19 protein-coding genes are annotated in these 21486 nt (G+C 64.2%); 14 read left to right on the forward strand and 5 right to left on the reverse strand.

Annotated elements, in window-relative coordinates; translation table 11 throughout:
* Positions 1–20 precede the first annotated feature (20 nt).
* A complete protein-coding gene (gene mnmC / locus BN1134_RS03120; protein ID WP_415857795.1) occupies positions 21–2033 on the forward strand; it encodes a bifunctional tRNA (5-methylaminomethyl-2-thiouridine)(34)-methyltransferase MnmC2/FAD-dependent 5-carboxymethylaminomethyl-2-thiouridine(34) oxidoreductase MnmC1 in 2013 nt (670 codons plus the stop codon).
* 54 nt (positions 2034–2087) lie between these two features.
* Here the strand turns inward: mnmC and BN1134_RS03125 are convergent, their stop codons facing one another.
* Positions 2088–2648 (reverse strand): DUF922 domain-containing protein, encoded by a 561-nt coding sequence (locus tag BN1134_RS03125; RefSeq protein WP_198133132.1) that lies wholly within the window; start codon positions 2646–2648, stop codon positions 2088–2090.
* 203 nt (positions 2649–2851) lie between these two features.
* On the opposite strand from BN1134_RS03125, the gene dcuC reads away from it, so the two are divergent.
* From dcuC to BN1134_RS03150, 5 genes are all read left to right on the forward strand, one after another.
* Entirely contained in the window at positions 2852–4204 is a 1353-nt protein-coding gene (dcuC, locus tag BN1134_RS03130; RefSeq protein ID WP_042045193.1) for an anaerobic C4-dicarboxylate transporter DcuC, read from the forward strand.
* An 89-nt stretch (positions 4205–4293) separates the two neighbouring features.
* On the forward strand, positions 4294–5937 hold the full coding sequence (locus tag BN1134_RS03135; RefSeq protein WP_042045194.1) for a bifunctional metallophosphatase/5'-nucleotidase: 1644 nt from the start codon (positions 4294–4296) through the stop codon (positions 5935–5937).
* A gap of 91 nt (positions 5938–6028) precedes the next feature.
* A complete protein-coding gene (locus BN1134_RS03140) occupies positions 6029–7678 on the forward strand; it encodes a hypothetical protein (protein WP_042045289.1) in 1650 nt (549 codons plus the stop codon).
* 48 nt (positions 7679–7726) lie between these two features.
* The gene (locus BN1134_RS03145; protein ID WP_042045195.1) at positions 7727–8221 is read left to right on the forward strand and encodes a M48 family metallopeptidase; all 495 of its coding nucleotides are present in this window, start codon (positions 7727–7729) and stop codon (positions 8219–8221) included.
* 3 nt (positions 8222–8224) lie between these two features.
* Positions 8225–9004 carry a DUF2927 domain-containing protein gene (locus BN1134_RS03150; protein WP_042045196.1) on the forward strand — a complete coding sequence of 260 codons (780 nt, stop codon included), beginning with the start codon at positions 8225–8227 and terminating at the stop codon, positions 9002–9004.
* A gap of 184 nt (positions 9005–9188) precedes the next feature.
* On the opposite strand, the gene BN1134_RS03155 is transcribed toward BN1134_RS03150, so the two are convergent.
* Positions 9189–9440 carry a DinI-like family protein gene (locus tag BN1134_RS03155; RefSeq protein ID WP_042045197.1) on the reverse strand — a complete coding sequence of 84 codons (252 nt, stop codon included), beginning with the start codon at positions 9438–9440 and terminating at the stop codon, positions 9189–9191.
* A 100-nt stretch (positions 9441–9540) separates the two neighbouring features.
* Between BN1134_RS03155 and BN1134_RS03160 the strand changes: the two genes are divergently transcribed.
* From BN1134_RS03160 to BN1134_RS03170, 3 genes are all read left to right on the forward strand, one after another.
* On the forward strand, positions 9541–10719 hold the full coding sequence (locus BN1134_RS03160; protein ID WP_042045198.1) for a winged helix-turn-helix domain-containing protein: 1179 nt from the start codon (positions 9541–9543) through the stop codon (positions 10717–10719).
* A 111-nt stretch (positions 10720–10830) separates the two neighbouring features.
* Positions 10831–12258 carry an exodeoxyribonuclease I gene (gene sbcB / locus BN1134_RS03165; protein WP_042045199.1) on the forward strand — a complete coding sequence of 476 codons (1428 nt, stop codon included), beginning with the start codon at positions 10831–10833 and terminating at the stop codon, positions 12256–12258.
* A 96-nt stretch (positions 12259–12354) separates the two neighbouring features.
* Entirely contained in the window at positions 12355–12852 is a 498-nt protein-coding gene (locus BN1134_RS03170) for a hypothetical protein (protein WP_156991637.1), read from the forward strand.
* A gap of 55 nt (positions 12853–12907) precedes the next feature.
* On the opposite strand, the gene BN1134_RS03175 is transcribed toward BN1134_RS03170, so the two are convergent.
* Complete coding sequence (locus tag BN1134_RS03175) at positions 12908–14542, reverse strand: glycoside hydrolase family 36 protein (RefSeq protein WP_042045290.1); 1635 nt, start codon at positions 14540–14542, stop codon at positions 12908–12910.
* Positions 14543–14720: 178 nt separating this feature from the next.
* Between BN1134_RS03175 and BN1134_RS03180 the strand changes: the two genes are divergently transcribed.
* The 5 genes from BN1134_RS03180 (at position 14721) to BN1134_RS03200 (ending at position 18428) form a co-directional block, all read left to right on the forward strand.
* The gene (locus tag BN1134_RS03180) at positions 14721–15080 is read left to right on the forward strand and encodes a CidA/LrgA family protein (protein ID WP_042045201.1); all 360 of its coding nucleotides are present in this window, start codon (positions 14721–14723) and stop codon (positions 15078–15080) included.
* On the forward strand, positions 15077–15766 hold the full coding sequence (locus tag BN1134_RS03185) for an LrgB family protein (protein WP_042045202.1): 690 nt from the start codon (positions 15077–15079) through the stop codon (positions 15764–15766). The genes BN1134_RS03180 and BN1134_RS03185 overlap by 4 nt, the downstream gene beginning before the upstream one ends.
* Positions 15767–15916: 150 nt before the next feature.
* Entirely contained in the window at positions 15917–16798 is an 882-nt protein-coding gene (gene cdd, locus BN1134_RS03190) for a cytidine deaminase (RefSeq protein WP_042045203.1), read from the forward strand.
* 137 nt (positions 16799–16935) lie between these two features.
* Positions 16936–17274 (forward strand): hypothetical protein, encoded by a 339-nt coding sequence (locus tag BN1134_RS03195; RefSeq protein ID WP_042045204.1) that lies wholly within the window; start codon positions 16936–16938, stop codon positions 17272–17274.
* Between the two features lie 113 nt (positions 17275–17387).
* The gene (locus BN1134_RS03200; RefSeq protein WP_042045291.1) at positions 17388–18428 is read left to right on the forward strand and encodes a PA0069 family radical SAM protein; all 1041 of its coding nucleotides are present in this window, start codon (positions 17388–17390) and stop codon (positions 18426–18428) included.
* On the opposite strand, the gene BN1134_RS20265 is transcribed toward BN1134_RS03200, so the two are convergent.
* A complete protein-coding gene (locus BN1134_RS20265; protein ID WP_269746949.1) occupies positions 18425–18553 on the reverse strand; it encodes a hypothetical protein in 129 nt (42 codons plus the stop codon). The genes BN1134_RS03200 and BN1134_RS20265 overlap by 4 nt on opposite strands.
* A gap of 111 nt (positions 18554–18664) precedes the next feature.
* Positions 18665–21382, reverse strand: coding sequence for a DNA topoisomerase (ATP-hydrolyzing) subunit A (gene gyrA, locus BN1134_RS03205; protein ID WP_042045205.1), 2718 nt, complete (start codon positions 21380–21382; stop codon positions 18665–18667).
* Between the last annotated feature and the right edge of the window lie 104 nt (positions 21383–21486).

The following is a 21486-nucleotide window of genomic DNA, read 5'->3' on the forward strand; positions in this document are numbered from 1 at the left end:
ACGTAGAATGCCCGCGTTTTGTGACGGGAGTTGGAGTCAACGTGAGCCAAACATCACTACATCATGCCCAACTGGAGTGGAATGAGGCGGGCACGCCAGTCTCCAGCGAGTTCGGGGATGTTTACTTTTCCAATGATAATGGGCTGAACGAAACCCGCTACGTATTTTTGCAGCAAAATCGGTTACCTGAACGATTTTCGCACCACGATCGCGATCTTTTCGTCATCGCCGAGACAGGTTTTGGCACCGGACTCAATTTTCTCGCCAGTTGGCAGGCCTTTGCGACCCATCTCGCCGCCAGCCATGAAGGGGCGCGTCGGCTGCATTTCACCAGTTTCGAGAAATTCCCCCTCACCCGGCGCGATCTCAGCCAAGCATTGGCCGCCTGGCCCGAGCTGGCCGATTTCAGCGCATCCTTGGTGGCTCAGTGGCCGCAGGCTCTGCCCGGCTGCCATCGCCTGCAATTTGACGCAGGACGGATCACCTTGGATCTCTGGTTTGGTGACATTCAAGATTGCCTGCCCCAAGTGCCTCACGGGGCCGACGGCATGGTGGATGCCTGGTTTCTCGACGGTTTCGCGCCAGCCAAGAACCCGCAGATGTGGACGCCTGAGCTCTTTGCCGGGCTGGCTCGTCTGGCTCGGAGCAGCGCAACCCTCGCCACCTTCACCTGCGCCGGCTTTGTGCGTCGTGGCCTGATTGACGCCGGCTGGGCCATGCAAAAGGTAAAAGGCTATGGCAGCAAGCGCGAGATGCTAATTGGCCAGCGCCAAGATAAGCAGCCCGAATCAGGCATGCAGCGCGGTTATCCCCGCCCGGCGGGTCGTGCAGGTGAGATCATCATAGTGGGCGGCGGCATAGCATCGGCCATGACCGCCCTCGCCTTGGTTCGGCGCGGCAAAAATGTCACCTTGCTCTGCGCCGACGCGGCGCCGGCCGCAGGCGCCTCCGGCAACCGCCAGGGGGCGCTCTATCCCCTGCTTGGCGGCGAGCACGATACGCTGTCGCGCTTTTATGCCGCCGCCTTCCCGTTTGCCCGGGCCCGTCTGCATGATCTGGCCGAGCACCACGACATTGCCTTCGATCTCTGCGGCGTGACGCAACTTGGCTACGATGAGAAGTCCGCCCAGAAGCTGGCCAAGATGCTGACCGGCCCCTTCCCGCCGGAACTGGTGCAGCGAACAACGGCCGAGCAGATGCAGACTCTAGTGGGCCTTGCCACCGGCTGTGACGGGGTCAGCTACCCGCAAGGAGGCTGGCTCTGTCCGGCCGATCTGACCCGCGCCGCCCTGGCAGAGGCGGCCGCGACAGACCGCCTGACCTGTCATTACCAGGTCGCCGTCACGACCGTGCGCGAAGAGGGTGAACAATGGATTGCCGAGGGATCCGCTGGACGCTGGCAGGCGCCTAACCTGGTGATCGCCGCCGGCCACCGCCTGCCGGAGCTGCTGCCCTTTGCCGAGCTGCCGATCTATCTGGTGCGCGGCCAGGTCAGCCACGCCAGAAGCAACCCCGAGCTGGCCCCGCTCAAGCAAGTGCTCTGCTACGACGGCTACCTCACTCCGGCCCATGCAGGGCGCCACTGCATCGGTGCCAGCTATGGCCGCAACCAGACCGACCTCACCTACCGCGCCGAGGAGCAGGCCGACAACCGGGAGCGCCTGATCGCCTGCCTGCCTGATCAGATCTGGCCACAGCGGGTCGATCTCTCCGATGGCGATGCCCGCGTCGGGGTGCGCAGCGCCAGCCGCGATCACCTCCCGGTCGTGGGGCCGCTCGCACGGCTTGACCACCTCGAGGCGCAATGGCGCGAGCATGCCGACGAGCCAGCGTGGCCATTGCCGACCTGGCCCGGACTGTTCGTTATCGGGGCGCTGGGCTCGCGCGGCCTCTGCTCTGCCCCCCTGTGTGGTGAGCTGCTCGCCGCCGAGATCTGTGGCGAGCCGCTCGGGTTATCCCGCGATCTCCTTAACGCGCTGCACCCGGCTCGCTACTGGGTTCGCAAACTGATCAAGGGAAAACCCCTCTCCTGATCCCACCAAAAAGAGCGCCATCAGGCGCTCTTTTTTTATCCGGGCAGGAGGGCCTTACTGCGGCCAGCTCGCCCCGAAGCGGCGGCCATGGCCACTCTGCTCGGCCTGAACGTTCAGCGCCTTTTGCACTCGCTTGAGCTCCTGCTGGCCCTGTTGCCAGGCGGCCTCTTGCAGCGCCGGGCAACTGACGGCCGTTGGCAACGCCGCGATGGCGTAACCGATCTGCCAGGCCCCATCCTGCACCAGCCGCCGCTGCGTCCCCTCATAATCGGCCAGCGCTCCCAGCAGGGCATACCAGTCACGCCGCTCGTGGGCACTGGCCGCCTCCAGCTCATACCAGCGGGGCAGCGCAACCTCCCCTTTCAGACGAGTGGTCACCTGCCGCAGCCGGCACCCCTGCGCGCTGGGCTCAAGATCCAGCTGCCAGTCAAGCCGGTAAGAGGCTTTGCCCAGCACCCTGACCTCCCCCACCAAGGGGGCGCGGATCCCCAGAGCCGGTAGCCACTGCCGCGCCGTGGCCGCCGTAATGGGGTAGAAATTGACCTGAACGGAGGATTCACTCTGCACCATCGCGCCCTGAGCCGGCAGGGCTCCTAGCAGGAGCCATGCTCCCAACCAGCATCCTGTTCTGTTCATTCTTGGCCTCCGGCTTGGCAACATCTCAGCATCATGATAACCACCCTACGTCCCCCGCATTGTGAGCGCAATACGATGATTCCCAAGAAATTCTGCGCTGAATCAAAATAGACCCGCTTTATTCTCGCCGGATCGGCGACAGCGTCATAGAATCATCCGACTCCCTTCTGACAGGATTTCCTATGCTCTCACTGCTTATCGGCACCCTGATCACCCTGCTGGTGGGCCGGGCCATCTTCAAAGGCTACTCCGCCACCGGCGTGCTGCTCGGCGGGGGCCTGCTGCTGCTGGCCATCACCGCCCTGATGGGTCGTCCTATTCTGCCGGCCAAGGTGGCCAGCACCGGTTATCTCGCCACCGATATCTTCGAATACGTCCGTTTCCTGCTCAACGATCGGGGCGGTGGACTCGGTATGCTGATCATGGTGCTGTGCGGTTTTGCCGGCTACATGGGCCACATCGGCGCCAACGACATCCTGGTCAAGCTGGCCAGCCGGCCACTGCGCATCATTCGATCGCCCTACCTCCTGCTGGTGGCGGCCTACCTGGTCGCCTGTGCCATGTCGCTGGCCGTCAGCTCAGCCACCGGACTCGGCGTACTGCTGATGGCGACCCTGTTCCCGCTGATGGTCAACATGGGGATCTCGCGCGGCGCGGCCGCCGCCGTGTGTGCCTCACCAGCGGCCATCATCCTCGCCCCCACCTCGGGGGACGTGGTGATGGCCGCCCAGGCCGCCAACATGGAGCTGCTCGACTTTGCCTTTCGCCTGACCCTGCCCATCTCCCTGCTCGCCATCGCCTGCATGGCGGTGACCCACTTCTTCTGGCAGCGTTACCTGGATCGCCGCGCCGGTGAGCGCAATGAGCCGGTGGCACCGAGTGAGCTCAAGACCACGGCGCCCGCCTTCTACGCCATCCTCCCCTTCACCCCCATCATCGGGGTGCTGATCTTCGATGGCAAATGGGGCCCCCAGCTCGACATCGTCACCATCATCGTCATCTGCATGGTGCTGGTCTGCCTGCTTGAGCTGCTGCGCCTTCGCAGTGGCCGGTTACTGCTCGACGGCTTGCAGGTGTGCTGGCGCCACATGGCCGACGCCTTCGCCGGCGTGGTGATGCTACTGGTCGGCGCCGGCGTGTTTGCCCAGGGCCTGATGACCATCGGCTTTATCGATACCCTGCTGGCCCAGGCCCAGAACTTCGGCTCCGGCGCCATGATCATGATGCTGGCCCTGGTGGTGATCACCACCCTCGCCGCCTTCACCACAGGCTCGGGCAACGCCCCCTTCTACGCCTTCGTCGAGCTGATCCCGAGCCTGGCCACCAGCCTTGGCATCAACCCCGCCTACCTGGTGATCCCCATGTTGCAAGCCTCCAACCTGGGGCGCACCGTCTCGCCCGTTTCCGGCGTGGTGGTGGCCTGCTCAGGGATGGCCAACCTCTCCCCGTTCGAGGTGGTCAAGCGCACCTCGCTGCCGGTGGCGGTCGGCCTGCTGGTGGTGATCCTGGCGACCCAGATCATGGTGCCGCTCTGACCGTATGAGGGTCAGCCGAAGCTGGCCCTCCCCCCTGACCCTGCGTTAGACTTGCCTCCCTTTCCTGCTGCATCGACGAAGGAGGCGCCATGCCTGTAGCCCTTCATCTCGCCCACATGAGCGATTGCCACTCCCATTTCGACGGGGCGCCACTGCGCCTGCTGACGCCGGATGGCCAGAGTGTGATGCGCGAGTGCGGCGGCTATCCCAGAATAGCCACCCGCATCGCCCAGCTGCGGGCCGAGGCGCAGGCCTGCGCGACCCCCCACCTCTTCCTGCACGCCGGAGATACCTTCCAAGGGTCGCTCTATTTCAACCGGTTCAAGGAGCGGGCCAACGCCACCTTGCTCGGTCAGCTCGCCCCCGATGCCATGGTGATCGGCAACCACGAGTTTGATCTTGGCAACGAGGCGCTGCGCGACTTCATCCGCACCGTCCCCTTCCCGGTGCTGGCCGCCAACCTAGACAACCGCCACGAGCCGAGCGAGGCCCAGGCGCCGCTGCGCGGCCTGCCCAACCTGTTCGATGCCGAACGGCCATGGCTGGAAAAAAACCTGGGCGGAACCCGCTTCGCCCTGCTTGGCATCACCCTCTCCCAGATGGCCGACATCGCCAACCCCGATCCCCACACCCGCTTCCTACCGGTGGAGGAGACGCTGGCGCAGATCCTAGCGGCCATCCAAGGGGCCGGCATTCGCCACATCATTTTGTTGAGCCACCTGGGGATCGAGCAGGACAAGAAGCTGGCCGAGCGTTTTCCCCAGCTGAGCCTGATTGTCGGCGGCCACACCCACAGCCTGCTCGGGGATCTCTCCCATCTTGGGATCAGCCACAGCGAGCCCTATCCGTTATGGCACGCCGGCGTACCGCTGTTTCACGCCGGCCACAGCGCCCAGACCCTCGGCGTCTGCCGCCTGCGGTTTGACGACACGGGCCGGGTGATCGAGGTCGATGGCCGCACCGAATGGCTGCTCTGGGAAGCGGTGGCCGAGCTGCCGACCCTGACGGCCGTCGCCCCCGAGCCCACTCTGGAGCAGCACCTGGCGCACCACTATCGCCCCGTGCTGAGCCAGATGGCGAGCCACTCCATCGCCACCCTGCCCGCCCCGCTGCACCATCAGCGCCTGCCCGATGCCCAGCATCCCCATGGCAGCGAGCTGGCCCCGCTGGTGGCCGAAGCGATGCGCTGGAGTACCCGCGAGCAGGTCGGCCGGGTCGATTTCGCCTTGCACAACGCCGGCGGGGTGCGCTGCTCACTGGAGGCAGGCCCCATCACCGAGGCCGACATCGCCGGGCGCCTGCTCCCCTTCGCCATCCCGCTCATTCTCTACGAGGTGTACGGCCAGGAGCTGATCGATGCCCTTGAGGGGGCCATCAACAACGCCACCGACAACGGCGTGGTCGGCAACGGCAGCGGCAGCTTCCCCTATGTGGCCGGCCTCGACTACCGCTATGACGCCGATGCGCCGCTTGGCAAGCGCATCACCCGCCTGCGCTGGGAGGCCGCGCCCGGCCAGTGGGAGAGCGTGGCGCCCCAGGCGTGCTATCGCGGTGTGTCGAGCGCCTACACGGCGGCCGGCAAAGAGGGTTACATGGCGCTGCGACGCACCCTCTCGCACCCGCGCCGCGAGCTGGGGCTGACCCTGGCCGATGCGTTCGTGCGCTGGGCCCGCCATCAGGGCAGCCTGACCGCCCGCTCTCCGCTCGGACACTACCAACCCCGGCGCGCCTGAAAAGTGAAGAAATCATGGCGGCCCCATTGTCTCCCGGGGCCGGGATGGGCAAGATAGCGGCACCTTGTCCATCCGTACCGCCTTTTTGCCGATGAACCGTCCGATGCGCCTCGCGCCGCCCCGTCACTATCCTTTTCTGCCACCCTCGGTGATCATACTGACCGCCCTGCTGGCGCTGCTCTTCTGCCTGCGTAATCCGCTGGTCTATGCCATGGCACCGGGGTTTGATGCCTCCCTGTTCGCCGTCATGGGCAAGATGTGGGCCGACGGTGGCGTGCTCTATCGCGACATGATCGACATCAAGGGGCCGATGATCTTCGCCATCGACGCCCTCGGTTATCTGCTGGGCGGCTTTCGCGGCATCTGGGGGTTGGAGTGGCTCGCCTGCTGGCTCGGCCTGCTGGCCAGCTGGCATGCCTTAGAGCAGCTCGAGCTCTCGACCCGGACCCGCCTTGGTAGCCTGCTTGCCATCCTGGCGCTCTACGGCACCCGCTACTACTACGGCAACATGACCGAGGACTGGACCTTCCACCTCGCCCTCATCGGCCAGTGGGCCTTCATCACCCTGCTGCTCGACGGACGCTTTCGCCTCCTGCCGGCGCTGGTGGCCGGCCTCACCTTCGCCATCGTGGCCTGGATGCGGATGAACAACGGCGCCCTGTGGGGAGGCTGGTATCTGACCCTGTTTGTGCTGTGGATCATCCACAACCAGTGGCGCAGTGCCCTGCTGCTGCTGCTCTCGAGTCTGGGATGCCTGGCACTGGTGGGCGCTCCGCTGCTCGCCTACTTCCGCCACTACGGCGTGCTCGATGAGTTCGTTTACTACTCCTTCTCCATCTTCTTCGAGGGGAGCTACGGCAATGGCACCTCGCTGGCCGTCGGCGCCGTCGGGCTGTTTCGCACCGGCCTTGTCATGCTGCTGCCGGCCTTCGTGCTGGTATTGCTGGCGCGCAACTGGCACTGGAGCCTGCCGGTACTGTCCGCCACCCTGCTCGGGGTGCTGTTCACCCTGATCGCCAACTCGGTCTCGGGCCATGTGTTCGATCACTACGACGTGCTCTATCTGCAACTGGGCCTGCTGCCGCTCGCCTGCTTGCTGGATCGCAGCAAGGAGCAGGGGGATGCCCTGGCCCTGCTCTGTGTCGGCAGCGTGATCCTCACCGCCGCCTGGCTGCTGGCCCAGCAGCTCGGCTTTGGTTGGAGTACCAAGGAGTGGTCACTGGAGCGGGTGCGCGAAGTGCTGGGTACCAGCCTGCTGTGGGCCCTGCCGGTATTGGTGCTGGTGCCACTGTGGCGCGCCTGGGATGTGCGCAGCCTCACCCCCTGGCTGGCGACCCTGGCCATGCTGATCGTGATGATCGACAACGCCTGGGACGGCACCGAGATGGGGCGCCCGTTCAATCCGGCGGCCCAGCTGCGCGTCGATCGGGTGCTGGCCGAGAGTCAGCCCGGCGACACCCTCTGGGTCGATGGGATCTGGCCCCAGTACTACCTCTGGACCGATCGCACCCCGGCCTCGCCCTATCTCTTCTTTGCCAACGTCAATCCCCCCTATGACGTGCGCGAACGCACCCTGGAGAGCCTCAAGCGCCAGCAGCCGAAGTTCATCATCGGCAAGCAGGCGCGCTTTAACGAGATGATCGCCAGCTTGCAAAAGCAACCCCCCTCGACCCAGGCCTTCTATCTCTACCTGCTGGATCACTACGAGCAGGTCGCCGACGGCCTCTATCGTCGCCGCTAAATCCGCAGGGGCCACCATCCGGTGGCCCCTGGTGTTAAGGAAACCCTTATGCAGTTGCCCTATCTAAGCGGCTACCCCGATCACCTGCTCGAGCAGGTACGCACCCTGATCCGCGAGCAGCGCCTCGGCCCCCTGCTGGCCAAACGCTATCCCCAGCGCCACACCACCCAGAGCGACGCGGCCCTGCGCGACTACACCATGGATCTCAAGGCGCGCTACCTGAAAAGCTCCTCCCCCCTCTCCAAGGTGGTGTTCGACGGCAAGATCAACATCATCAAGGATGCCCTCGGGCTGCACAGCTATGTCAGCCGGGTGCAGGGAAACCGGCTCAAGGCCAAGAACGAGATCCGCATCGCCGCTCTGTTCAAGGAGGCGCCTCCTGAGTTTCTCGAGATGATCGTGGTGCACGAGCTGGCCCACCTGCGCGAAAAGGATCACAACAAGGCCTTCTACCAACTGTGCTGCCATATGTGTCCGCACTATCATCAGTGGGAATTTGACATGCGCCTGTCGCTCACTTGGCGCGATCTCGACAAGGAGTGATCCGTGCCCCTTTTGCGTTGGCTGCTGCTCTTTCCCCTGCTGGTGCAGGCACCGCTGGCCGCCGAGCGCTGGCAACGTGATGCCTATCTGACCGAGAGCTTCATCACCGTCGCCCTCGGCCGTGAATACCAGCCCGGCCAGGACACGACACTTACCCGCTGGGAGCAGCCGCTGCGTTATTTTCTGGTCAACCAGAGCGGAGATAAGGCGCAGCAGCGCGAGCTGGTAACGGTACAGATGGCTCATCTGGCACGCCTGACCGGCCTTTCAATACAACCGGTACAACACGAGGCAGCCGCTAATCTGGTGGTGGTGATGACGCGCCAGGCGCAGATGGGGGACTGGATTGAGCGGCGGATGGGCGATAGCGCCGATGTGCTGGCCGCACGTCAAAACGGGCTCTGCCTCGGCCATTTTAGCAGCCGAGGCCAGCTAGGGATCGTCCGCGCCACCGTGCTCATTCCGACCGATCGGGCCCGCGACAAGGGAAAATTGCTCGACTGCGTGGTCGAGGAGCTGACCCAGGTGATGGGGCTGCCCAACGATTCGGATCGGGTCTTCCTCTCCATCTTCAATGACCGCAGCATCGATCACTTCCTCAGCCCGCTCGACTACCTGCTTATCCGCATGCTCTACTCCCCAGGGATGCGCAGCGGCATGAACGAACGCGAGGTGCGGGCGGCCCTGCCCGCCATATTGGCCCGGCTGCGCCAGCAAGGTGAGCTGCGCAATGCGCCGCGCCGGGTCAACGAAGGGAGTCTGCGCCAGTGGGCCGGGCTGTGAGCAACCCGCCAGTCGCTGCAGACCCAGGATGGGGAGTGGCGTGCCGCCTAGGGATGAAGAGGCCGGCCAGTTGCCAACGCGTTTCATCAAGCGTTGCTTGCCCCGCGACCGCCCATGACGGGGCCGATCGCAGCACCACGCCGAGCATAAAACGGGGCCCAAGGCCCCGCTTTATGTGCTTGCCTCAGGCGGCGGACTCCTCTTCCGGCATCCAGCTGTCGGCATCCTCCCACACCGACTGCACCAGCGCCTCGACCTCCTCTTTCTCTTCACGGCTGGCACGGGTCACGTTCATGGCCATGGCACTGCCGGCCGCGACCCTGACCTGTACGTCGGGGTAGTGCTCTTCCAGCCGGGTGAGCAGCGCCTGATAAAGGGCATCCATGATGCTCTGGGATACCTGATGCTTGCGGTCGATGATGATTTCAACTTTCATCCGTGTGCGCCTCATGTTACGCATTGTGAAAACACCTGTATTTTTGTACAGTACATTGGCGTTGTAAAGCCCTTTCCTCTTTCCACGGCATGGAGGCCCCATGGATAACCCCTTCTCCCCGCTCGAATGGCGCCGTATCAACCTGAGCCGCCAGGGGCTGCTGACCCCACCGACCGACCTGGCCGAGGCCGTGGCGCGCCTCGGTTATGTGCAGATCGACGCCATCCACGTGGTCGAGCGGGCCCACCACCATGTGCTGCACAGCCGCCTACCCGGCTACCATGGCGCCATGCTGGGCGAGGCGCTCGAGCGAGGCGAGCTGTTTGAGTACTGGTCCCACGCCGCCGCCCTGCTGCCGATGCAGGATTACCGCTTCAGCCTGCCGCGCAAGCTGGCCCTGCGCGAAGGGCAGCGCCATTGGTTCGAGCGCGACGCCCCCGTCATGGGGGAGGTACTGGCCCGCATCAGTGCCGAGGGGCCGCTCAAGGCAAGCGACTTCCAGCATCCGGGCCATAAGGGGGGCTGGTGGGAGTGGAAGCCGGCCAAGCGCGCGCTTGAGCAGCTGTTCATGGAGGGGGCCTTGATGGTGCGCCGGCGCGAGCGCTTCCAGAAGGTGTTCGATCTGACCGAGCGGGTGCTGCCGGCCGGCGTCGACACCCGCCCCCCGAGCGACGAGGAGTTCGCCTTTCATCTTGTGCGCCGCTTCATCGAGGCCCATGGCTACGGCACCTTGAAGCAGATGGGCTATCTGCGGCGCAATGTGCAGCCACACCTCAAGGCCGCGCTGGCAGCGCTGCACGAATCAGGCGAGCTGGCCTGTTTCAGCGCCCATGGCCAGACCCACTGGTTCGATGCCGCCTTGCAGATGCCCCCTGCCCTGCCTGATCGGGTCTGGCTGCTCAATCCGTTTGATAACCTGCTGATCCAGCGCGAGCGGCTGCGCCACTGGTTCGATTTTGACTATCAGCTCGAGGTCTATCTGCCCGAAGAGAAGCGGCGCTTTGGCTACTACACCCTGGCGGTGCTGTGGCAGGAGCAGTTCATCGGCCGCCTCGATGTCAAAGCCGACAGGGCGCGCCACCTGCTACAACTGCGCCGCCTGACCCTGGAGCCCGCAGCCTATGACGCGGCGGGCGGACTGCGCCCCTTCCTGCCGGCACTGGAAGCGGCGCTGGCCGATTATGCCCGCTTTAACGGCTGCACCCGCTGGAAGCTCGAGGCATGCAGCGACCGCACCCTGCGCAGCCACTACCGCAAACAGCAGTGGCTGGCGGATTAACGCGGTGCAGGCCGAGCCATTTGCCGCGCTTTGGTTTACCATGGTCACACCTTGCTGCGGTGCCCGCCACCGCCCAACCTTGAGCGGCAACGCCGCCCCATCTTGGACACCATGAGCAAAACAGCACATTCCGGCTCCCAGCCCACCCTCTACTTCCACGATTACGAGACCTTCGGGATCAGTCCGGCCAGGGATCGGCCGGCCCAGTTTGCCGGAGTACGCACCGATCTCGACTTCAACCTCATCGGCGATCCGCTGGTCATCTACTGCAAGCCGCCGGCGGACTACCTGCCCGAGCCGGAAGCCTGCCTCATCACCGGTATCACACCGCAAAAAGCCCAGCGCGACGGGTTGTGCGAGGCCGACTTCATCCGTCAGATCCACGACGAATTCGCCGCGCCGGGCACCTGCGTGCTCGGCTACAACAGCATTCGCTTCGACGACGAGGTGACCCGCTACACCCTCTATCGCAACTTTTACGATCCGTACGCCTACAGCTGGCAGAACGGCAACTCGCGCTGGGACATCCTCGACATGGTGCGCGCCTGCTACGCCCTGCGCCCGGAGGGCATCCAATGGTGCTTCGATGACGAGGGCAAGCCGAGCTTCAAGCTCGAGAACCTGACCCGAGCCAACGGCATCGGCCACGAGCAGGCCCACGACGCCCTCTCGGACGTGCTGGCCACCATCGCCATGGCCAAGCTCATCAAGACCGCCCAGCCACGCCTGTTTGACTACCTGTTCGAGCTGCGCAGCAAGCACAAGGTGAAGGCGCTCATCGACGTGGTGAACATGAAGCCGCTGGTGCACGTCTCGGGCATGTTCTCCCCCTGGCAGGGGGGCGCCAGCTGGGTGTCGCCGCTCGCTTGGCATCCGACCAACCAGAACGCGGTGATCGTGGTCGATCTCACCCGCGATCCCCAGGTGCTGCTCGATTTAGACGCCGCCGCCCTGCGCGAGCGCCTCTACACCCGTAAAGAGGATCTCGGCGAGCTGGCCGCGGTGCCGGTCAAGCTGGTGCACATCAACAAGTGCCCTGTGCTGGCGCCCGCCGCCACCTTGACGGCAGAGCGCGCCGACGAGCTGGGCATCGATCGCGAGCAGTGCCGCAAGAGCCTGGATCTGCTGCGCCGTCACCCGGAGATCCGCGAAAAGCTGGTCGAGGTATTCAGCCAGGAGTGGCAAGGCCCGGCCGACAGCGACCCCGATACCCAGCTCTATGCCGGCTTCTTCGGTCAGGGCGACAAGGCGGCCATGGAGTTGGTGCGCGCCACCCCCCCTGAGCTGCTCGGGGAGCGGGCCTTCTCGTTTAGCGATGCGCGCCTGCCCGAGCTGCTGTTTCGCTACCGGGCCCGCAACTGGCCGCACACCTTAAACGACGACGAGACGCGCCGCTGGCGTAGCCACTGCGCCGACTACTTTGCCACCCGTCTGCCCGATTACGCTCCGCGCTTGGAGGCGCTGGCCAGCCAGTATCAGGACGACGAGAAGCGTTTTACCCTGCTGCGCCAGCTCTACCTTTACCTGGAAAATCTGTGACTTTGTGAGCCCGCTCTCGCCTTTTCTCTTTTCGGTCTGGGGGCAGAGCGGGCATACTGCAAGAGGATGACCTGCGTGCAACTGCCGAGGAAAAGGATGGGAAAAACGAGCTCTGGATTGCTGTTGACTGCGCTGCTGGTGACCCTGCCCGCGGCCGCAACACCGACAGATCCCTTCTATCTGCTGGAGCTACCCAGCCAGGCCTATGGGGCACTGGCCGGCACCTTTTCCCACCTCTACAACGCCACCGACTTCACCCCGACCATCACCAACAGCTACTTCAGCCGCTCCGATCTCTACAACTTCGCCGGGGTGCCGCTCGCCATCACGGCGCGCAACGGCTTTCAGTTCGAGCTGTTCGGTCAACTCTACAGCCAAGCTTCGCAGGGCTATGTGCACATGAGTGAGGATCAATCCCTCTACGGGGTGATCCGCGCCGACCTGATGGGCAGCCAGCGTAACCAGATTGCCGGGGGCGCGGGCCTCGGTGTGCCGCTCAGCCCCTCCCTCTCCCTCAAGGCCATCGCCTCGACCAACGAGATCCCGGGCTATGGGCCGGCCAACCTCGCCGTCGGCATGGAGTGGCACTTCTAGCCGTACCGGCGCACAGATGAAAACAAAAAGAGGCCCGCGGGCCTCTTTTTATTGATCAGGGCAGCCACACCACCTGCCCTTCGCCCGGTTGCAGCTCCAGCATCGTGCCAAGCGGGCGTTCATCCCAGAACGAACGGGCCCCGGCGGGCAGCGAAACACGCCGGCTCGCCTCACCCCAGTTGAACAGGCATTGCAAGCGGTGGCCATGCCACGCCAGCTCGCCACAGGCAAAGTCCAGGCTGGCAAAGTGTGCTGCCGGTGCCTTCGCTTGGCACAGCGCCAGCAAGCGGTGCAACCGCGCGGCCTGCTCGGGCGCCAGATCGCGCAACCGATCGCCGGCCAGCACCATGCCCCCGCCCGCCACCATGGCCGCCAGATGGAAGGCATACTCTGCGGCGCTGGCATGCTGGCCGGGGAGATCCCGCAAGCAGACGCAGTCAGGATCGAGCATCCAGAGCTGCTCCCCCTGCCAGGCTCGGCAGAAAAGCTCGCGGGCAATCTGGCGGATCCGCGGGCCATTTCGCTCCACGTCATCGCCCACCCTCATGCCATCGACCAGCCCGATACTCGGCCAGATGGGGGCATTGCAGCCAAGCAGGAAGGAGGCCTCCCCGGCACCGCGACGCACGGCCGCCATGCCACGCCGATACGCCTCGATGCGGGTGGCGCCTGCATCGAAGAAGCGTCCGCCGTGGATGGCGCCCCAGAAGTTGGCATCGAGCTTGAAGTAATCGATGCCCCACTGCTGGCGCAGCGTGCGAAACAGGCTCTCGAGGTGCTGCTGCACCTCGGGATGGGTGCCGTCGAGCACATACCAGGGGGTGCAACGCCAACCTCCGTAGGTGACCGCCTCGGCCGGCAAGGGGTGACCCTGCTCATCCTTGACGAACCAGTCGGGGTGGTCGCGAAACAACTGCGAGCCCGGCTCGGCGATGAAGGGGGCGACCCAGAGCGCACTCTTGCGCCCGGCGGCACGGATCTCGGCGGCCAGCCCCGGCACGCCCCCGGCAAAGCGCGCTGAGGGGGTCAGCCAATCTCCCATGAAGGCCTGATAGCCATCGTCGATCTGCACGTACTCGAGTTCAGGAAAACGCGCCTGCATCTGGGCCAGGTTCTCGCGGATATCCGCCTCGGTCACCTCGGCATAGTAGTGATACCAGGAGCACCAACCGCTCGGCCGGCGCCCTGCCCTGCCGCCGTGGCGCTCGGCCAGGCGGCGACCGAGCTCGCTCAAGAGCGCCGCGCGATCCGGCCCTTCCAGACAGAGCAGCGCCTCGCTGTGCCAGTGACCGCTCGGCGGCAGACGTTGACCCTCGCAGCGCATGACGATCTGTAACCGCCCGCTGGGATAGAGGCGAAACTCGCCACCAAAGCGCTCGGTACTGGCGAAGGCGAGCAGCAGCCAGCCGGTTGGCGTCTCGACCAGCAGCAGGTTGTGAACGGTGTGAAACCCTTCATCGCGGGTGATGCGATAGACGGCGGCATCGGGGCAGCGTCCAACGGGCTCGGGGTGTGACCAAGTGCCCATGGTTTGGGCCAGCATCTGAAAGCCCTCCCCATAAATAGGGGCGTCGGCCAGACCGAGATCACCATCAAACAAGGGCCAGGCTTGCAAAGGCAAGGGCGCTTGGGTCAGGTTGTCGAGGCGCACCTCGGCGCAGGGGCCATTCCAGGCAACGGTGGCCAGCATGCCGGGATGGGGCGCACCACAAGCCAGGGTGCGCAGGGACGCGAGCAAAGTCACGCATACCTCTCTTTTTGTGGAACTGATGCCGGATTATTTGGCCTTTGCGCCCGCTTGTCCCTTCAGCATGAGAGGGGATCTGTTAAACTGCGCCCTTGCTCACATTTCTCAGGAGGGAGTGCCCATGTCGTTTCCCTTATTGCTGGCCTACCTGCGCGATGGTGCCGTGATCCTGGCGGCCTTGCTGCTGGGTAAGGGGCTCGCTGCCCTGCTGCCCTTCCCCTTTCCGGGCAGCATCATAGGTATGCTGATCCTGTTTCTGCTGCTCTCCACCCAGTTGGTGCGTCTGGCCTGGGTCGAACGTGGCGCCACCTTGTTGCTGCGCCACATGGGGATCTTGTTCGTGCCGGTCGCGGTCGGGCTGGTGGCCTGGCTCGAGCCGCTCCATGACTCTTTGCCGCTCATCCTCATCACCATCCTCAGTGGCATCGTGTTGATCCTGGCCTGCGTCGGCCATCTCTATCAGAGGATGAACAAGCAATGATGTTCTGGCTCGCCCTGCCACTGACCGTAGTGCTCTACTCACTGACCCGCACCCTCTATCGTCATCTCTCCTGGCCCGTGATCAACCCGGTGCTGCTGCCGACCCTGGTGATCGTCGCCCTGCTGCTCATGTTCCACCTGCCGCTTGAGCAGTACCAGCAAGGCACCACGCCGCTGACCATACTGCTCGAGCCCGCCGTGGTCGCTCTGGCGCTGCCCCTCTACCAGCAGGCACGGCAGATCCGCGCCAAGCTCAAGCCCATCCTGCTCTGCTGCCTGCTCTCGGTCGTGATCTCCATCAGCACCACCTTGCTGATCGGCCACCTCCTCGGCGCCGACACCAGCATGCTGGCCTCCATCGCCACCAAGTCGATCACCACCCCGCTGGCCATGAGCGTCAGTCAATCCCTCGGTGGCATCCCTGCCATCGCCGCCGCCATCGTGGTGGTGGTCGGGGTCACCGGGGCGCTGATCGGCTTTCCGCTGCTCAAGCTGCTCCGGGTCACCGATCCGGAGGCCCAGGGGCTGGCCATGGGCGCCTGTGCCCACGCCGTCGGCACCGCTGCCAGCGCCGAGCAGGGGATCACCCAGGGCGCCTTCTCCTCACTGGCCATGGTGGTGTGCGGCATCCTCACCGCGCTGGCTGCACCGCTGCTGTTTGCCCTCTATCACCTGCTGGGGGCATGAGCGCGCTGCGAGCTGGCGCACAGTTTGAGGTTGATAAACGTTTCGCAGGCCTGGGGGGGAGCCGCTCCCCCCTTGGTCGTGATCACCGTCACTATTTTCTCCTGCGCCACTGCCGTACAATGCCCCCCCGATTGGCCATGAGGAAGAGTCATGCATCCCCGTTTTGCCAAGCCTTTTGCCGACCTGCCGGCCTCATTGCAGGATGTCCTCTCCCCCCTGTTGGATCAGGATTTCAACGCCCGCTTCACCCCGGCCCAGATCGTCGAACTCAAGTGCGCCAGCCAGCTCGATGACAGGGCGCTGCGCCTGGCGCTGCTGCCGCTGGCCGCCGCCTGCTCAGTCGCGCCCATCTCTCGCTTCTATGTGGGGGCCATCGCCAGTGGTCTGAGCGGTGCTTGGTATCTGGGGGCCAACATGGAGTTTGCCGGTCAGGGGCTGTTTCACTCGATCCACGCCGAGCAATCGGCCATCTCTAATGCCTGGCTCGGTGGTGAGACCGGGATAAGCGAGATCACCGTCAACTACACCCCGTGTGGCCACTGCCGCCAGTTCATGAACGAACTGAGCACCGCCAAGAGCATGGCCGTGACCCTGCCAGATGATCACAGCCCGCTGCAGGCGTTCCTGCCCCACTCCTTTGGCCCGGGCGACCTTCAAATCAGCGATGCCCTGATGAGCCCGCAGGCGCATCCGCTGCACCTTGAGAGCCGCGATCCCCTTGAGCTGGCCGCCCTGGCAGCGGCACGCAGCAGTTACGCGCCTTATAGCCAGGGTTATGCCGGGGTGGCCGTGGAGTGCGAAAATGGCCGGATCTACGAGGGACGCTACGCCGAGAACGCGGCCTTCAACCCCAGCCTGCCCCCCATGCAGATGGCCTGCACCCACGCGGTGCTGGCCGGCGCATCGCTTGCCGACATCCGCCGGGTGGTGCTGGTCGAAAACCGGGCCGGCCTCGTCAGCCAGCTTGATGGCACCCTCTCCGTCATCAAGACGCTGCCCGGGGAGATCGCCTTTCGTCATCATGCGCTGTAACACGCTGACGCTTGCGCATTATTAGGTAAAGAATCAGTAAAATGATTGGCCTCGATAGAGGCCATCGTATAGGATGCCCGGCTCAAGCAGCCCGGGCTTTTCTTTGCCGGCTGCGCCGTCACGACAGAGGATTCATCATGAAATACCCCGCTCTCATCGCAGCTGGCCTGCTGAGCCTCACCACCTTCGCCGCCGCTGCCGCCCCCTGCCAGCAGGCTCATCATAACTGCGGCAACGCCAAGGCCGTGCACCAGCAACACGATGGCAAGTCGTCAAACAAGCGCCACTCGACCCACAAGTCAGGCCACCATCAGACGGGCAAAAACCAGCCGGCCCACAAGCCCAGCCATCACCAGACGAGCAAAGATCAGCCGGTCCGCAAGCCCAGCCACCACCAGACGAGCAAAGATCAACCGGCCCGCAAGCCCGCAGATCTATCGTCACGCCCGCACCCCTCCGCGCCACTCAAGCGCTGATCCCTCGATGCCGATGCTTGCCATCGGCATCCTCTTTTCTGCGCGGGTGCATTGCCTTTTCCCACCCCTCCCCACAAAATACTGGTTATTCATACAGTGCATGGGTGATGCAGATGGCAGGGCGTGGCAGCAGCAACAATGTGGATCACCGGTTTACCTTGCAGCGCATCGAGACCGTCGATGATGGCTGGTGGCAAGCGCATAGCGCCCCTGCCCCCACCACCTCGGTCAGCGAGATCAACGCCCGCTCCATCATCAGCCGCAACCGCTCGCCCGATGTCCCTTTCAATGCCTCGATCAACCCCTATCAAGGGTGTGAGCATGGCTGCATCTACTGCTATGCCAGACCGAGCCATGCCTACCTAGAGCTCTCCCCCGGCCTCGACTTCGAGACCCGGCTGTTTGCCAAGCAAAATGCCGCCGCGCTGCTGCGCGCCGAGTTTGCCCGCCCCGGTTACCAACCCGAGGTGATCTGCATCGGCGCCAACACCGATCCCTATCAGCCCATCGAGCAGCGACTGCGGCTCACCCGCCAGTTGCTCGAGGTGATGCGCGATCACCACCATCCGGTGACCCTGATCACCAAGAGCGCCATGGTGCTGCGCGATCGGGACATACTGGCCGAGCTGGCGGCCGAGGGGTTATGCCGGGTGATGGTGTCGGTGACGACGCTCGATGAGGGGCTGCGCCGGCGGCTAGAGCCACGCACCACGCCAGGCCAAGGAAGAGTGAGGGTGATAGAGCAGCTCAACCGTGCCGGCGTGCCGGTCGGCGTGCTGGCCGCCCCCATGATCCCCCGCCTCAACGAACACGAGCTGGAGCGGATCTTGGAAGGCGCGGCAGCCGCCGGCGCTGACTGCGCCGGCTACATACTGCTCCGGCTGCCCCACGAGCTGGCCCCCCTGTTCACGCAGTGGCTGGCCGAGCACTATCCCCAGCGTCAGGAGGCAGTGCTCTCAATCCTGCGCCAGAGCCGCGCGGGGGCGCTCAACAGTCCGGCGTTTGGTACCCGGATGCGGGGTGAAGGGGAGTTTGCCGCCCTGCTGGCTCAGCGTTTTCGCCTGGCGGTGCGCCGCCTCGGGCTCGATCGCTCGCCAGCACCACTGCGCTGTGACGGCTTCCGCCGTCCTGGCGAGCAGCTTGCCCTCTTCTAGCGCCCGCCGCGCAGAGGCGCGCCGGGACTCTCTTCCTGCCCCTCCCACTCCTGCAACGCCTGCGGTTGCGACGGCGCATCCCCCCACATCAGGCACCAGAGATCCCAGAAGATCCAACTGCTCATCTCACGCCCTCCTTATCACGGTCACCATCGAGCCTGACACAGCGCCATGACATCCCCGTGACGGAGATAAAAAAAGAGCGCCTATTGGCGCTCTTTTTCATCGGGAGGGGCTTACTCGGCGGTGTCGTCTGCCGGGCTTTCGCCCTCGGCGCTCACGTCACCTTCGGTGCTTACGTCACCCTCGAGCGGCTCGAGCTCATCATCGTCATCGCTCTCGGCGATACGCTGCAAGCCGACCACGCACTCCTCTTCACCGGTGCGGATGAGGCGCACACCACCGGTATTACGACCGATGACGCTCACTTCACTGACACGGGTGCGAACCAGAGTACCGCCATCGGTGATGAGCATGATCTGGTCGGTCTCGTCGACCTGGATCGCGTCAATCACCTTGCCGTTGCGCTCGTCCACCTTGATGGAGATAACGCCCTGGGTGGCACGGCTCTTGGTCGGATATTCGTCCAGCGCGGTGCGCTTGCCGTAGCCATTTTCGGTCGCGGTGAGGATGGCGCCATCGCCACGGGGCACGATGAGGGAGACCACCTTGTCAGCGGCGCCCAGCTTGATGCCACGCACGCCAGCGGCGGTCCGGCCCATCGGGCGCACGCCCTTGAAGCTGCCGCCCTTGCTTTCGCCTTCGGCGGCGTCGTCATCGGACTCGGCCTCGTCACCCTCTTCCACTTGATCCTCGGCACGGCCGGCGCCTTCGAAGAAGCGCACCACCTTACCGGCGTCAGAGAAGAGCATGATCTCGTTGCTGCCGTCGGTGATGTCGACACCGATGAGCTCATCCCCTTCCTTCAGGTTGATGGCCCGGATCCCCGAGGAGAGCGGACGGCTAAAGTCGGAGAGGCTGGTCTTCTTCACGGTGCCGTTGGCGGTGGCAAAGAAGACGTACTTGTCCGCATCGTACTCCTTGACCGGCAGGATGGCGGTGATGCGTTCACCCTCTTCCAGCGGCAGCAGGTTGATGATGGGACGGCCGCGGGCGCCACGGGAAGCCTCCGGCAGCTGATAGACCTTGAGCCAGTACACCTTGCCACGGGTCGAGAAGCACAAAATGGTGTCGTGGGTGTTGGCCACCAGCAGGCGCTCGACGAAGTCCTCTTCCTTGATACGGGTCGCGGACTTGCCCTTGCCGCCACGGCGCTGGGCTTCGTAATCGGAGAGCGGCTGATACTTCACGTAGCCCTGGTGGGACAGGGTCACTACCACGTCTTCCGGGGTGATCAGATCTTCGATGTTGATCTCGGCGCTGGAGGCGCTGATCTCGGTGCGACGCTCGTCGCCATACTGCTCGCGCACGGCCAGCAGTTCACCCTGGATCACCTCCATCAGGCGGGTCGGGCTCGCCAGGATGTGCAGCAGCTCGGCGATGAGATCGAGCAGGGATTGATACTCTTCGAGGATCTTCTCATGCTCGAGGCTGGTCAGCTTGTGCAGACGCAGGTCGAGGATGGCCTGGGCCTGCTGCTCGGTCAGGTGGTAAAGACCGTCGCGGATACCGAACTCGGGCTCCAGCCACTCGGGACGGGCAGCGTCGCCACCGGCCTTCTCCAGCATGGCGGCCACGTTGCCGAGCGCCCACCCCCTGGCGACCAGACCGGCTTTCGCCTCGGCCGGAGTCGCGCTGTGGCGGATCAGCTCGATGATGGGGTCGATGTTGGCCAGCGCGACCGCCAGACCTTCCAGGATGTGGGCCCGATCACGCGCCTTGCGCAGTTCGAACACGGTGCGACGGGTCACCACTTCGCGGCGATGCAGCAAGAAGGCTTCCAGCATCTCCTTGAGGTTGAGCACCTTGGGCTGGTTGTTATCCAGCGCCACCATGTTCATACCGAAGGTGGTCTGCATCTGGGTGTGCTTGTAGAGATTGTTCAGCACAATCTCGCCAGACTCACCGCGCTTGATCTCGATGACGATGCGCATGCCGTCCTTGTCGGACTCATCGCGCAGGGCACTGATCCCCTCGACCTTCTTCTCTTTGACCAGCTCGGCGATCTTCTCGATGAGGCGCGCCTTGTTGACCATGTAGGGGATCTCGTGAACGATGATGGTCTCGCGACCACTCTTGTCGTCCACTTCCACTTCCGCCTTGGCCCGCACATAGATGGAGCCACGGCCGGTACGGTACGCCTGCAGGATGCCAGAACGACCGTTGATGATACCGCCGGTGGGGAAGTCGGGGCCCGGGATGTACTCCATCAGCTCGTCGATGCCGATGTCGCCATTCTCGATCAGGGCCAGACAGCCGTTGATCACCTCGGTGAGGTTATGAGGCGGGATGTTGGTGGCCATGCCCACCGCAATACCGGAGGAGCCATTCACCAGCAGGTTCGGCACCTTGGTCGGCAGCACAGCCGGGATCTGTTCGGTGCCATCATAGTTGGGCACCCAGTCCACGGTTTCTTTGTCGAGATCGGCCAGCAGCTCGTGGGAGATGCGCGCCATACGCACTTCGGTGTAACGCATGGCCGCGGCGCTATCGCCATCGACCGAACCGAAGTTGCCCTGACCATCGACCAGCATGTAGCGCATGGAAAAATCCTGCGCCATCCGGACTATGGTGTCATACACGGCACTGTCGCCGTGCGGGTGGTATTTACCGATTACGTCACCGACCACACGGGCCGATTTCTTGTAGGGCTTGTTCCAGTCATTGCCGAGCTCGTTCATTGCGAACAGCACGCGGCGGTGAACCGGTTTCAAGCCATCACGCACATCCGGCAGGGCTCGTCCCACGATGACGCTCATGGCGTAATCGAGATAGGAACTCTTGAGCTCTTCCTCAATGTTGACCGGCGTGATCTCTCTGGCCAGATCGCTCATAGAAAGCCTTAATCCCTATTTAGTTGTTCTTTGGCTTAAACAGCGCGTCATATTAACACATGGCGCCTAAATGCTTAAGCCAAAAACGGTTCTGGCCTGTCAGG

Origin of the sequence: Aeromonas simiae (assembly GCF_000820125.1) — a bacterium.
GTDB classification, from domain to species: domain Bacteria; phylum Pseudomonadota; class Gammaproteobacteria; order Enterobacterales; family Aeromonadaceae; genus Aeromonas; species Aeromonas simiae.

What these genes read in the sequence shown, in the direction of transcription:
- dcuC (WP_042045193.1), top strand. Translation starts at nt 2,852, where the DNA reads ATGCTCTCACTGCTTATCGGCACCCTGATCACCCTGCTGGTGGGCCGG.
- BN1134_RS20265 (WP_269746949.1), bottom strand. Translation starts at nt 18,553, where the DNA reads ATGAGCAGTTGGATCTTCTGGGATCTCTGGTGCCTGATGTGGGGGGAT.
- BN1134_RS03200 (WP_042045291.1), top strand. Translation starts at nt 17,388, where the DNA reads ATGGCAGGGCGTGGCAGCAGCAACAATGTGGATCACCGGTTTACCTTG.
- BN1134_RS03175 (WP_042045290.1), bottom strand. Translation starts at nt 14,542, where the DNA reads ATGCTGGCCACCGTTGCCTGGAATGGCCCCTGCGCCGAGGTGCGCCTC.
- BN1134_RS03195 (WP_042045204.1), top strand. Translation starts at nt 16,936, where the DNA reads ATGAAATACCCCGCTCTCATCGCAGCTGGCCTGCTGAGCCTCACCACC.
- sbcB (WP_042045199.1), top strand. Translation starts at nt 10,831, where the DNA reads ATGAGCAAAACAGCACATTCCGGCTCCCAGCCCACCCTCTACTTCCAC.
- BN1134_RS03135 (WP_042045194.1), top strand. Translation starts at nt 4,294, where the DNA reads ATGCCTGTAGCCCTTCATCTCGCCCACATGAGCGATTGCCACTCCCAT.
- BN1134_RS03170 (WP_156991637.1), top strand. Translation starts at nt 12,355, where the DNA reads ATGGGAAAAACGAGCTCTGGATTGCTGTTGACTGCGCTGCTGGTGACC.
- BN1134_RS03160 (WP_042045198.1), top strand. Translation starts at nt 9,541, where the DNA reads ATGGATAACCCCTTCTCCCCGCTCGAATGGCGCCGTATCAACCTGAGC.
- BN1134_RS03185 (WP_042045202.1), top strand. Translation starts at nt 15,077, where the DNA reads ATGATGTTCTGGCTCGCCCTGCCACTGACCGTAGTGCTCTACTCACTG.
- BN1134_RS03145 (WP_042045195.1), top strand. Translation starts at nt 7,727, where the DNA reads ATGCAGTTGCCCTATCTAAGCGGCTACCCCGATCACCTGCTCGAGCAG.
- cdd (WP_042045203.1), top strand. Translation starts at nt 15,917, where the DNA reads ATGCATCCCCGTTTTGCCAAGCCTTTTGCCGACCTGCCGGCCTCATTG.
- gyrA (WP_042045205.1), bottom strand. Translation starts at nt 21,382, where the DNA reads ATGAGCGATCTGGCCAGAGAGATCACGCCGGTCAACATTGAGGAAGAG.
- BN1134_RS03140 (WP_042045289.1), top strand. Translation starts at nt 6,029, where the DNA reads ATGAACCGTCCGATGCGCCTCGCGCCGCCCCGTCACTATCCTTTTCTG.
- BN1134_RS03155 (WP_042045197.1), bottom strand. Translation starts at nt 9,440, where the DNA reads ATGAAAGTTGAAATCATCATCGACCGCAAGCATCAGGTATCCCAGAGC.
- BN1134_RS03180 (WP_042045201.1), top strand. Translation starts at nt 14,721, where the DNA reads ATGTCGTTTCCCTTATTGCTGGCCTACCTGCGCGATGGTGCCGTGATC.